Annotated in this window: 15 protein-coding genes; 11 read left to right on the forward strand and 4 right to left on the reverse strand. The window is 67.8% G+C overall.

Translation table 11 applies throughout. The features are described from left to right. The first annotated feature begins 61 nt into the window (after positions 1-61). The gene (locus tag GAS53_RS53450; RefSeq protein WP_151485072.1) at positions 62-322 is read left to right on the forward strand and encodes a DUF3099 domain-containing protein; all 261 of its coding nucleotides are present in this window, start codon (positions 62-64) and stop codon (positions 320-322) included. Positions 323-333: 11 nt separating this feature from the next. After that, on the forward strand, positions 334-747 hold the full coding sequence (locus GAS53_RS53455) for a VOC family protein (RefSeq protein WP_151485073.1): 414 nt from the start codon (positions 334-336) through the stop codon (positions 745-747). A gap of 52 nt (positions 748-799) precedes the next feature. Here the strand turns inward: GAS53_RS53455 and GAS53_RS53460 are convergent, their stop codons facing one another. Continuing rightward, the gene (locus GAS53_RS53460; protein ID WP_151485074.1) at positions 800-1,162 is read right to left on the reverse strand and encodes a DsrE family protein; all 363 of its coding nucleotides are present in this window, start codon (positions 1,160-1,162) and stop codon (positions 800-802) included. A gap of 234 nt (positions 1,163-1,396) precedes the next feature. On the opposite strand from GAS53_RS53460, the gene GAS53_RS53470 reads away from it, so the two are divergent. Genes GAS53_RS53470 through ygfZ form a run of 3 tightly spaced genes read left to right on the forward strand, consistent with a single transcriptional unit; the run spans position 1,397 to position 3,501 of the window. Then, on the forward strand, positions 1,397-1,972 hold the full coding sequence (locus tag GAS53_RS53470; RefSeq protein WP_151485076.1) for an FABP family protein: 576 nt from the start codon (positions 1,397-1,399) through the stop codon (positions 1,970-1,972). A gap of 16 nt (positions 1,973-1,988) precedes the next feature. Then, positions 1,989-2,483, forward strand: a complete 495-nt coding sequence (locus GAS53_RS53475; protein ID WP_225859700.1) for a Fur family transcriptional regulator — start codon at positions 1,989-1,991, stop codon at positions 2,481-2,483. Positions 2,484-2,517: 34 nt separating this feature from the next. Then, a complete protein-coding gene (gene ygfZ, locus GAS53_RS53480) occupies positions 2,518-3,501 on the forward strand; it encodes a CAF17-like 4Fe-4S cluster assembly/insertion protein YgfZ (protein ID WP_151485077.1) in 984 nt (327 codons plus the stop codon). Between the two features lie 68 nt (positions 3,502-3,569). Here the strand turns inward: ygfZ and dtd are convergent, their stop codons facing one another. Continuing rightward, positions 3,570-3,995 carry a D-aminoacyl-tRNA deacylase gene (gene dtd, locus GAS53_RS53485; RefSeq protein WP_151485078.1) on the reverse strand — a complete coding sequence of 142 codons (426 nt, stop codon included), beginning with the start codon at positions 3,993-3,995 and terminating at the stop codon, positions 3,570-3,572. A 171-nt stretch (positions 3,996-4,166) separates the two neighbouring features. Here dtd and GAS53_RS53490 point away from each other — a divergent pair, with 171 nt between their 5' ends. Both GAS53_RS53490 and GAS53_RS53495 read left to right on the forward strand, forming a co-directional pair. After that, positions 4,167-4,829, forward strand: a complete 663-nt coding sequence (locus GAS53_RS53490) for an RsiG family protein (RefSeq protein WP_151485079.1) — start codon at positions 4,167-4,169, stop codon at positions 4,827-4,829. Between the two features lie 264 nt (positions 4,830-5,093). Continuing rightward, positions 5,094-6,350: a GNAT family N-acetyltransferase gene (locus GAS53_RS53495; protein ID WP_151485080.1), complete on the forward strand. Its 1,257-nt coding sequence runs from the start codon at positions 5,094-5,096 to the stop codon at positions 6,348-6,350. Positions 6,351-6,607: 257 nt separating this feature from the next. Here GAS53_RS53495 and GAS53_RS53500 read toward each other — a convergent pair whose 3' ends face one another. Next, positions 6,608-6,796 carry a hypothetical protein gene (locus GAS53_RS53500; RefSeq protein ID WP_151485081.1) on the reverse strand — a complete coding sequence of 63 codons (189 nt, stop codon included), beginning with the start codon at positions 6,794-6,796 and terminating at the stop codon, positions 6,608-6,610. 204 nt (positions 6,797-7,000) lie between these two features. On the opposite strand from GAS53_RS53500, the gene GAS53_RS53505 reads away from it, so the two are divergent. Next, positions 7,001-7,915, forward strand: coding sequence for a winged helix-turn-helix domain-containing protein (locus tag GAS53_RS53505; RefSeq protein WP_151485082.1), 915 nt, complete (start codon positions 7,001-7,003; stop codon positions 7,913-7,915). A 51-nt stretch (positions 7,916-7,966) separates the two neighbouring features. Here the strand turns inward: GAS53_RS53505 and GAS53_RS53510 are convergent, their stop codons facing one another. Then, a complete protein-coding gene (locus tag GAS53_RS53510) occupies positions 7,967-8,155 on the reverse strand; it encodes a hypothetical protein (RefSeq protein ID WP_151485083.1) in 189 nt (62 codons plus the stop codon). A 259-nt stretch (positions 8,156-8,414) separates the two neighbouring features. On the opposite strand from GAS53_RS53510, the gene GAS53_RS53515 reads away from it, so the two are divergent. Genes GAS53_RS53515 through GAS53_RS53525 form a run of 3 tightly spaced genes read left to right on the forward strand, consistent with a single transcriptional unit; the run spans position 8,415 to position 10,916 of the window. After that, complete coding sequence (locus GAS53_RS53515) at positions 8,415-9,293, forward strand: GntR family transcriptional regulator (RefSeq protein WP_151485084.1); 879 nt, start codon at positions 8,415-8,417, stop codon at positions 9,291-9,293. After that, positions 9,293-10,042, forward strand: a complete 750-nt coding sequence (locus GAS53_RS53520) for an HAD family hydrolase (protein WP_404829446.1) — start codon at positions 9,293-9,295, stop codon at positions 10,040-10,042. The genes GAS53_RS53515 and GAS53_RS53520 overlap by 1 nt, the downstream gene beginning before the upstream one ends. Positions 10,043-10,049: 7 nt before the next feature. Beyond that, on the forward strand, positions 10,050-10,916 hold the full coding sequence (locus tag GAS53_RS53525; protein ID WP_151485086.1) for a GntR family transcriptional regulator: 867 nt from the start codon (positions 10,050-10,052) through the stop codon (positions 10,914-10,916). Positions 10,917-10,998 lie beyond the last annotated feature (82 nt).

Consider the following 10,998-nt stretch of genomic DNA (forward strand, 5'->3'; position numbering starts at 1 on the left):
CTTCGGCGCACCCCCGCACGGGGGTGCGCCGAAGGGCCCCTTCCGGATCTACGCTGGACGTATGTACGCGCGAAGGCGCCACGCCTACTTCGCCATGATGGGCACGTGCATCGGGCTGTTCGTCCTGGCCTGGGGAGTCGTGCGGCTCTGGTCGATCCCCGTGGCCGTCGGCATGTGCGTCGTGGCGATGGTGATTCCCCCGCTCGCGGCGATGGTGGCCAACCGGCGCGGCCCCGACGACCGCTGGTGGGACGACCCGTCCGGCGATCCCAAGTCCGACGAGTGGTGGGACGAGCTGGACGGCAAGAAGCGGCGCCAGTAGAAAAAGTGCCCATGACGCGTACGCATACGAAGGTGTCCACCGTCGTGCTCGATGCGCACGACGCGCATGAGCTGGCCGGCTTCTACAGGCGACTGCTCGGGTACGAGGTGCGCAGCGAGGAGCCCCACTGGGTGCTCATCGGACCACCGCCCGGCGAGGAGGGCATCGCGCTCTCCTTCGAGACCGAGCCCGAGTACGTCCCGCCCGTCTGGCCGACCAGGAAGCCCGGCGACCAGCAGATGATGCTGCACCTCGACATCCAGGTCGACGACCTGGCGGGCGAGACCGCGCGTGCCGTCGCCGAGGGCGCCACAGTCGCGGACTACCAGCCGCAGGACGACGTACGCGTGCTGCTGGACCCCTCCGGGCACCCCTTCTGCCTCTGGGTGGAGACGCCGGAGCAGGACGCCTCAGCACCGGAGTAGGACGTCTCGGTACCGGAGCAGGCCGCCTCGGCTCTCAGAGGTCTCAGAACCGTCAGTAGACGAGCGCCTGGGTCTCGTCGGCCAGTGCCTCCTGGACGAAGACCTGCGCGCCCGCGATCCGTACGCCCTCGATGACGTCCTTCTCCGTGATGTCACGGCGGGCCGCGCACTGCGTGCACAGGGTGACGCGGCCGCCGACCAGGAGCGAGTCGAGCAGGTCCGGGAGCGGGGCCGCGTGCGGCAGCTCGAACTCGGCGGCGCGGCCCGGCAGCGCGAACCACGCGGACTCGCCGGTCAGCCAGAGCGAGACGTCCACGCCACTGGCCACGGCGACCGCCGCCACCGTGAACGCCTGCGAGCAGCGTTCGGGAGCGTCCGCCCCCGCCGTCACCTTGATCACGAGCTTCTTCGCCATGGGGCGAATGGTAGGGCCTACCTCATAGGGAGCTTCGGTTCCGGCCCGACTACAGTGGACGCTGGCTCTGTACTGCCCGCCATCGCGTCATCCCCGAGGAGCACCCCGTGCTTGAGTACGTCTTCGAAGCTCTGCTGGTCCTGGTCTGTGTCGGCGTCATCGCCTTCACCGGGCTGGCCGTGAAGAAGCTGTACCAGGGCCAGCGCTGACCCCCATCAAGGAACTGCCGACCTCATGATCGAGATCCCGTCCGACCTGCACAAGGACCTCGTCCCCCTCGCCTTCCTGCTCGGCGACTGGACCGGTGCGGGCGTCCATGACTTCCCCGGCGCCGAGAAGTGCAACTTCGGCCAGGAAGTCAGCTTCACCCACGACGGCCGGGACTTCCTCCAGTACCAGTCGCACACCTGGGTCCTCGACTCCGAGGGCAACAAGGTGCGGCCGCTGGAGACCGAGTCCGGCTTCTGGCGCGTCGACAAGGACCGCAAGGTCGAGGTCGTGATGGTCCGCGACGACGGCGTCGTCGAGGTCTGGTACGGCGAGCTGGCCGCCCAGAAGCCGCAGATCGACCTGGTCACGGACGCGGTCGCGCGGACGGCCGCCTCGGGCCCGTACAGCGGCGGCAAGCGCCTCTACGGCTATGTGAAGAGCGACCTCATGTGGGTCGGCGAGAAGCAGACCCCCGAGGTCCCGCTGCGCCCGTACATGTCGGCCCAGCTCAAGAAGGTCGTCAGCCCGGAGGATGTCGAGCGCTGGGCCAAGGCCCTCCCGGACGACATGCCTGACGACGGGATCGCTTTCTTCAAGTAGTTCTAGACTTTCCGGTGTGGTGAGCACTGGAAGCAGCACCGAAGGCACTGACTGGAAGAGCGATCTGCGGCAGCGCGGCTACCGGCTGACGCCGCAGCGGCAACTTGTGCTCGAAGCCGTGGACACCCTTGAGCACGCGACCCCCGACGACATCCTCGTGGAAGTGCGGAAGACGGCGTCGGGGGTCAACATCTCCACGGTGTACCGGACCCTTGAGCTCCTGGAGGAGCTCGGGCTCGTCTCGCACGCGCACCTGGGGCACGGGGCGCCCACGTACCACCTCGCGGACCGGCATCACCACCTCCACCTGGTCTGCCGCGACTGCACGAACGTCATCGAGGCGGACGTCGAGGTCGCTGCCGACTTCACCGCCAAGCTCCGCGAGACCTTCGGCTTCGTCACCGATATGAAGCACTTCGCGATCTTCGGCCGCTGCGAGGACTGCGCGGCCAAGGCTGGTGCCGCCGCTGGTGCCGCCGCTGGCGCCGGCGCCCAGGGCGCCAAGAAATAAAAACGGCAACTACTCGGTCGTAGGCTATGTGGATATGAAGAGCCCTCTGCTGTCCCTGCCCGGTGCCGTCCCCGCCGAGGGCGTGGACGAAGGCGTCGCCGCCCACTACGGCGACCTGTTCCGAGAACAGCGTGCCTTCGCCGACGGCACCGGCTTCGTGGACCTCTCGCACCGCGGGATCGTCAGCGTCACCGGCGACGACCGCCTCAGCTGGCTGCACCTGCTGCTCACCCAGCACGTGAGCGACCTCCCGACGGGCCGCGCCACCGAGGCGCTGATCCTCTCCGCGCACGGTCACATCGAGCACGCGCTGTATCTCGTCGACGACGGGACCACCACCTGGGCCCACGTGGAACCCGACACCCAGGACGCGCTGATCGCATACCTGGAGTCGATGAAGTTCTTCTACCGGGTCGAAGTCGCCGACCGCACGGCCGAGTTCGCGATCGTGCACCTGCCGGCCGGTTCCATCGCCGAGGTCCCGGAGGGTGTCGTCGTACGCGAGACGCCGTACGGGCGTGATCTGTTCCTGCCGCGTACGGACCTGGAGTCGTACGCGACGAACGACGAGGGTGCCGCGAAGCACGGCCCGGCGGTCGGGCTGCTCGCCTACGAGGCGCTGCGCGTCGAGCACCACCAGCCGCGGCTCGGCTTCGAGACCGACCACCGGACCATCCCGCACGAGCTGGGCTGGATCGGCAGCGCCGTGCATCTGGAGAAGGGCTGCTACCGCGGCCAGGAGACCGTCGCCCGCGTCCAGAACCTGGGCAAGCCCCCGCGCCGGCTCGTCTTCCTGCACCTGGACGGCAGCGAGGTCCATCTGCCCCCGCACGGCACGGAGCTCCGCCTCGCGGACGAGGGCCCCGACGGCCGCAAGATCGGCTTCATCACGACGTCGGTACGCCACCACGAGCTGGGCCCGATCGCCCTGGCCCTGGTGAAGCGGAACGTGCCGTTGGACGCGCGGCTGGTGGCCGACAAGACGGCCGCCGCACAGGAGGTCGTGGTCGAGCCGTAGCGCTCAGGGCCGGTCCGGCATGATCCGCCGGACCGGTCAAGGCCTGGACGGCATGATCCGGACCGGTCCTAGATCTCCAGCAGGACGGTGAACGGGCCGTCGTTCGTCAGCGAGACGCGCATCTTCGCGCCGAACCGGCCCGTCGCCACCGTCGCGCCCAGCGAACGGAGTTGGGCCACGACCTCGTCCACGAGGGGCTCGGCCACGTCGCCGGGGGCGGCCGCGTTCCAGGTGGGGCGGCGGCCCTTGCGGGCGTCTCCGTAGAGCGTGAACTGACTGATGACGAGGAGCGGCGCGTCGATGTCGGAGCACGACTTCTCGTCGGCCAGCATCCGAATCGACCAGAGTTTGCGGGCCAGTTGGGCCGCCTTCTCCTTCGTGTCCTCATGGGTCACCCCGACGAGGACACACAGTCCCTCGCCGGTGATCTCCCCGACGGTCTCACCCTCGACGACGACACTCGCACCGTCCACTCTCTGCACCACCGCACGCATACGGACCATCATGCCGTGCGTCGGTTGACCTCGGTGTCGACCTCCGTACGGGGTCTTTCTTATTGATCCTTAACCCCCCATCTGGGGCTGATCGGGGGCACTCGGTCACATAGCGGCCACTTGGGGTGGCACGATGCTCACACACGCCGGTCGAGGGGACGGTTGAGGCACATGAGCACATCGAGTACGGGGCAGTCACCCGGGGTTGTTTCACTGATCAGGGGGGAGCCGCCGTCATCGTCGACGGCGCCGGTGCGCCCCGTCGCCGCGCGGCCGCCCACGCAGCGAACGGACAGTCCGGACGGTCCCATGCCGGAGTCACCGCCCGAGCCCGAACTGGGTGTCCTGCGGCTGCCCGAGCTGCGCACGCTGCGGAGGGAAGCGCAGCGGGACGAGGCCGATCTGAGTTATCTGCGGCGGCTGCTCCAGGGGCGGATCGACATCCTGCGGGCCGAGCTGGGGCGCCGGGGTGCCCCCCGGCGGGGCCGCGAGGCGAAGATCGCCGAGGAGTCGTCCGTCGTCGAGCGCCTGTCGGAGATCCTGACGGACGCGCCCGCGCGACAGCGGTCGTCCGCGCGACACGTGACCGTGGGCACGCCGCACGGCGAGGAGTACCGACGGCTGGCCGCGGAGATGCTCGCCGAGGTCGAGCTGTCCGACCTCCAGGCGCGTACGGATCTGGAGCTGAACACCGCGATGGGGCGGCTCGTACGGTACGAGCAGCAGGTCTCGCGGCGCCGGCAGCAGCTGCAGCGGACGGCTGACGACTGCAGCGCGGAGATCGCTCGCCGGTACCGCGAGGGCGAGGCACAGGTGGACGACCTGCTCATGTGACGGCGCTTGGGGTGGGGTGCTGGTGCTGGTCGGTTGTGGCTGGTCGCGCAGTGCCCCGCGACCCTGTGTGGGGCGCCCCGTAAGGGGCGCGGGACTGTGACATTTGCGGCTCCGCCGCGTGGGCGCGAGCAACCCAGGAGGGCCCGCGGCGGAGATACGGGCCTCGGGGGTCTGGGGGCGAAGCCCCCGGCTTCGGGAAGGGGTGGGGTTGGGGAAGCGGAAATCCACGCGACACCCCCCGGACCGTATGCCTAGCGTGGCGCCATGAGCCGGCGCCAGGACATCGACATACGCCCCATCCACGAGGACGAGATCCCGGAGTGGATCCGCGCCCTGAACACCGGGTTCCTGCGGCCACCGAGCGCCTCGGACGCGGAGGTGGCGGACCGAACCACGTACATCGTGCCGGAGCGAACCCTGGGCGCGTTCGACGGCGACCGCTGCGTGGCGACGTTCCGTTCGTTCACGCAGGAGCTCACGGCGGTGGGCGGCACACCCGTGACGGCCGACGCGATCTCGAACGTGACCGTCACCTCGACGCACCGCCGACGAGGAATCCTCACGCGCATGATGGCCCAGGACCTGGCGGCCGCGAAGGACCGGGGGGACGTCGTGGCGACACTGATCGCCGCGGAGTACCCGATCTACGGACGGTACGGCTTCGGGCGGGCCACGACGGCCGCCGAGTGGACGATCGACGTACCACGGGCGGGACTCGACCCCAGGTGGGCGGGCCCGGACGACGGCGCGCGCATCGACCTCGTGGACGGCGACGACGTACGGAAGATCGGACCGGAGCTGCACGAACGGCTCAGGCGGGCGCAGCCGGGCGCGATCGACCGGAGCGAACGCTGGTGGCAGGTCAGCACGGGGGTGCTGGTGCTGGACCGGGCCCAGTGGACCGAGCCTTTCTACGCCGTGTACCGCAACGCGCAGGGACAGGCCGAGGGACTGCTCGCGTACACGGTGGACGAGCACTGGGGAGACGCGAAGCAACCGCTCGAGACCGCGAAGGTCAAGGACATGATCGCGGTCTCGCCGGCCGCCGAGCGCGCCCTGTGGTGGTACGTGTGCTCGGTCGACTGGGTCACGAAGGTCAGGACGGGCTGGCGGGCACCGGACGACCTGCTGCCGCATCTGCTGCCGGACCCGCGGGCGGCGCGGATCACTACGCAGGCCGACTGGCTGTGGGTGCGGATCCTGGACGTCGTACGGGCCATGGAAGCCCGCACATACGGGAGGTCCGGGACCTTGGTTCTGGAGGTCACGGACCGGGACGGGCTGTCCGCCGGGCGATACCGGCTGGAGGCGGCGCCGGACGGTGCGTCCTGTGCGCCGACCACCGAGGACGCTGAACTCACACTGGATGTGGGTGAGTTGGGGACGCTGTGGCTCGGGGACGAGTCGGCGGTGCGGCTCGCGGCGCTGGGGAGGGTGCGGGAAGAACGAGCGGGCGCCGCCTCCGAGGCCGACGCCCTGCTGCGCACGTCCAGGCGACCGTGGTGCCCGGACATCTTCTGACCTGTTGGCCTGTTGGCCTGTTGGCCTCTTGGCCTCTTGGCCTCTGTCGGGTCCTGCCCTCCGTCCATGTTGGCGGCATCTGTTGCGTTGATCCGTAGCTGTTCAGTGCTGTCAGTGCTGTTCAGTTGTGATCCGTAGCGATTCAGTTGTTTTTCCGCGGATGTCGAACCGATCCGCGATGGTGCGGACTGACCGGGCTCCCGGCTCCCCTCCGGAAGGGAGCCCGGTCAGCCGGACTGCCGGACGGTGGCGCCCGATCAGCCGTTCTGGGCGAGCAGCACGACGAGGATCACAGCCCCGATGCCGCCGATCGTGGAGTTCTTTGCCTTGATGCCGATGGCCAGCGTGACGAAGGCGATGAGGCCCATCAGTCCGAACTTCACCTGGAGAAGCTGCTCGACAGCGATGGCGAGGGCGGCGACGACGATGGTGGCGATGAGCGGCATGCGGTCCCTCCTTCGGGACGGGGAGGCGGACCCCCGCTGGGACCGTCCGCCTGGTCGACAGTTACGACTCTGGCGGCCAACCCCTGGGAAGTTTGACCATGTTGCTCAAGTTGGTGACCAACTTCACTGGACTTATCTCCGCTTGGAAGCGTCTCATAACCACCTTCCCGGCAACTGCCAAAAGATGGCGCGAAGTTGTAGTGTTTGGTTGTGGACCCGGAACACGTCCCCGTCAATGGGCGGAAGAGGTCACAGCGGCCACAGAGGTCACACCGAGAGGTGGCCGACGAGTTGCGCAGCCGGATCAGCTCCGGTGAGCTGCGGCCTGGGCAGCGCATGCCCACGCAGGCCCAGTTGGCCGACGAGTTCGGCGTAGAGCGTGGGGCCGTACGGCAGGCGCTGCGCATCCTGCAGTCGGAACACCTGTTGTCCAACGTGTCCAAAGGGAGCCCGGCGACCGTCGCCCCGAATGTGGGAAAGGCTCTGACCGGGCCGGAAGCCCAGCCGCAGCCCACCATGGTGGCGCTCGCGCCGCGGATCACGGCCGCCTTCTCGGTCCCTCACGTGGAGATAGACGCCCTGTGTCTGACGGCGGTCTCCCTCACTCTCGCGATGGGCGAGCCGCTGCGTCTCATCCACGAGGGCCGACTAAAACCAGCCAGGGTCGACGTCCGGGTGCTCCTGCCGTCGAGCGATATCGACCTCGCTTTCCCGGCGCCGGTGGACGACACGGCCGACGACCGGCTGCAGCGCCGCTGGCTGGCCCACCGCAACGCCCAGGGCCAGGTCCTGAAGCACAACCTGCTGGCGCTGCGGGCCACGCACGGCATCGACGTACACGTCACCTTCCGGGCTCTGCCGTTCACTCCGCCCGTGAAGTTGTACCTGCTCAACGAGTCGGAGGCGCTCTTCGCGTACTACACGCTGACGCGGCGCGGCGAGGAGATCGATCACGAGTACCTGGAGATGTACGACGCGGAGGGGACCCAGTCGATGCTGTTCCCCTTCGAGCAGCGGGACCGGGACAGTCTGCGGGACACGACGTTCGTGGAGCAGTCGCATCTGTGGTTCAACGCACTGTGGGAGACCATCAGCTCGGAGCTGGTGCTCACGGGCTGAGGTCTCCCACGGGGGTCGGTACCGGATCTTCTGGTGTGTCGTCCTCGCAGGTCATAGGGCGGGCCCGGAGACCATCAGGGCGAGGACGACGGCACCGATCGAGCTGCAGGTCGGGCTCTTCGCCTTGATGCCGATGGTGAGCAGCAGGAGCCCGACGACCCCGCTCGGGCCGTACCGCAACTCGACGAACTGCTCGAAGCCGACGACGAAGACGGCGGCGAGGAAGGCTATGGCGGGCATGGTGGATCCTCCTTCGGGGTCTTGCGGGGACGGGCGGGAGGAGCGCGATGGTGCCTGGGGGAGCGCCGTGGTGCGGAAGTGCGGGACGGTGCCGGAGAGGCGCGGAGCCTTCCCAGCTGCCAACTACTTGCAGGAGGAGGCAAAACCTCCGCCATCTTCACCAAGTTGGTTGCCAACTATGGTTAAGTTATCCCCAGTTGGTCCCTACTTCAAAACAACTTTCAAACAACTCCCCTTAGATGGATCGAAGTTGTAGCGTTTGGTCGTGACCCAGGAGAACGTGGCAGTGAACGGCAGCAGAAGGCTCTCGCCCCAGGAGATCGCCGACATCCTGCGGGACCGCATCCGCGCGGGTGAACTGCGCGCCGGCGACCGCCTGCCCACCCAGGCCGAACTCGCCGACGAGTTCGGCGTGGAACGCGGCACGGTCCGCCAGGCCCTGCGGGCACTCCAGGAGGACGGGCTGCTGAGCAACGTCAGCAAGGGAAGTCCGCCGAGGATCGCGGAGGTCGCACCCACGCGGGACGAGCCTCAGACGACGATGGTGGGGTTGGCACCGCGGCTGGTGGAGGCGTTCACCGCACCGCATGTACGCGTCGACGCGGCCTGCCTCACCGCCGAGACCCTGATGCTGGCGCTCGGGGAACCGGTTCGCCTGATCCACGAGGGCAAGATCCGCCCGGAGTCGATCGACGTCCGCATCCTCCTGCCCTCCCGGGACATCAATCTCGCCTTCCCCGTGTCCGTCGAGGCACAGGGAGCCGACGATCCGGTCCACAGACGCTGGCTGGAGCAGCGCAATGCCCAGGGCCACGTCCTGCGCCACAACCTCCAGGCCCTGCGCTCGTCCCACGGCATCGACGTCCGAGTGACGTTCCGCGCCCTGCCGTTCACACCCCCCGTGAAGCTGTACCTGCTCAACGGAGTCGAGGCCTTAATCGCGTACTACATGATCACCAGGCGAGAGGAGGCCGGGGACAGCGGCATGCTCGACATGTACGACGCCCTGGGCTCCAAGTCCCTCTTGTTCTCCTTCGAACAGCGGACGGGCCAGCGCGACGCCGCCTTCGTCGAGCAATCCCAGAAGTGGTTCGACGCCCTCTGGGAAACCATCACGACGGACCTGACACTCTCCTAGTGACTAGTGATACGGCGAGTGATGCGGCGCAGACTGAACCGGTGGCAGAAGAGACTGAGCGACTGCGGGGACTGATCTCGAGGGCGCGTGTCGTGCTCTTCGACTTCGACGGGCCCATCTGTCGGTTGTTCGCGGGGCACAAGGCGGAGAACATAGCGGTGGAGCAGGTGCGGTGGCTTGAGGAAAGGGGGTTGCACGGCCTCCTCACCGAGAAGGAGCGGGCCGCACCCGATCCGCATGTCGTGCTGCGCGCTGTCGATCGCCGTCATCCGGGCAGTGACCTGGTGATCGAGCTGGAGGAACGGCTCACCCTGCAGGAGCTGAAGGCTGTGGGCTCGGCGTATCCCACTGCATATGTGGATCCACTGATCAGGACGTGGCACGCGATGGGTGCACGGTTGGCCATCGCGAGCAACAACTCGCCGCAGACGGTGGCGCGTTACCTGGCCACCCGTGGACTGATGGACTGCTTCGCACCGCACATCTACGGCCGCACCCAGGACCTCTCGCTTCTGAAGCCGCATCCTCACTGTCTGAAGCGCGCGTTGAGCGCCATGGGGGTCAAGCCGCCCGAGGCGTTGATGATCGGAGACGCCGACACCGACTTCCAAGCCGCGCAGCGTGCTGGGGTGCCTTTCTTGGGCTACGCGCGTAACGAGCGGAAGATGAAGATCCTGCGGGCGGCGGAGGTTGAGCATGTGGTGGGGTCGTGGTACCCGGTGTTGAAGTTGCTCAGGGGGAAGGACTGAAGGTCCGGTGGTCAGGTTCGATGACGGTGGCGGCACGGAGTTCCGGCGGGTATCAGAAGCGCTGCGTGCTCGGATTGCCGACGGGGTCTATCGCCTGGGAAGCCACCTGCCGCCTCAACGAGTACTGGCCGAGGAGTTCGGGACCTCCCGGGACACCGTGCAGCGGGTATTGAGGGAATTGGCCGACGAGGGCTGGATCGAATCACGTCTGGGCAGCGGCACACAGGTGATCAGAACGCAGCGTATCCAGCCCCTGACGCCGAGAACGCCGATGCGCGGCCGGGCCGTGACGCTGGGGTCGATCATCGGCGAAGCCTTCGAGAAGCCCGAAGTCGCCCTGGACGTCTACACGTTGACGGCGGAGTCTCTGGATGCCCACATCCGGGTGCAGGCGGAGCGGATCCGGGCCGGTGAGATCGCCACGGAGCGCATCGCCCTGCGCATGCTGCTGCCGGCCGAAGACCTGGACCTGCCGTATCCCCGGGCCAAGGACGACCCGAGCGACCCGCAGATGCGGGAACGCCTGCTGTCCATCACTCGCCGGCACACGTCGTCGCTGCGGTACGCCCTCCAGAAGCTGCAGGTCAAGGGCCTCGTTCCGCAAGTGGACTTCCGGATTCGCCACGCACAGCTGACTCCGGCATTCAAGCTCTACCTGCTCAACGGCACAGAAGCGCTGCACGGCCCGTATGAGGTGACGGAACGTCACATTGTCCTGGAGGACGGCAAGGAGATCGAGGCCCTTGACGTGCTCGGTCTCGGCGCGCCCCTTACACACCACGTCACGGACGACGACCCGGACTCGACCGGCTCAGTCTTCGTCGCCAGTAGCCAGGCGTGGTTCGGCTCCGTCTGGAACCTGTTGGCCCGCTAGTGTCCTGCGCCAGTAGTTGATCGTTAGTAGTTGCGTGACTTCTGCTGCTGGTGCGTCAGTTCCTCGTCGGGGCCCGAAGCTT

Source organism: Streptomyces albicerus, from assembly GCF_008905045.1.
GTDB classification, from domain to species: Bacteria; Actinomycetota; Actinomycetes; order Streptomycetales; family Streptomycetaceae; genus Streptomyces; species Streptomyces albicerus.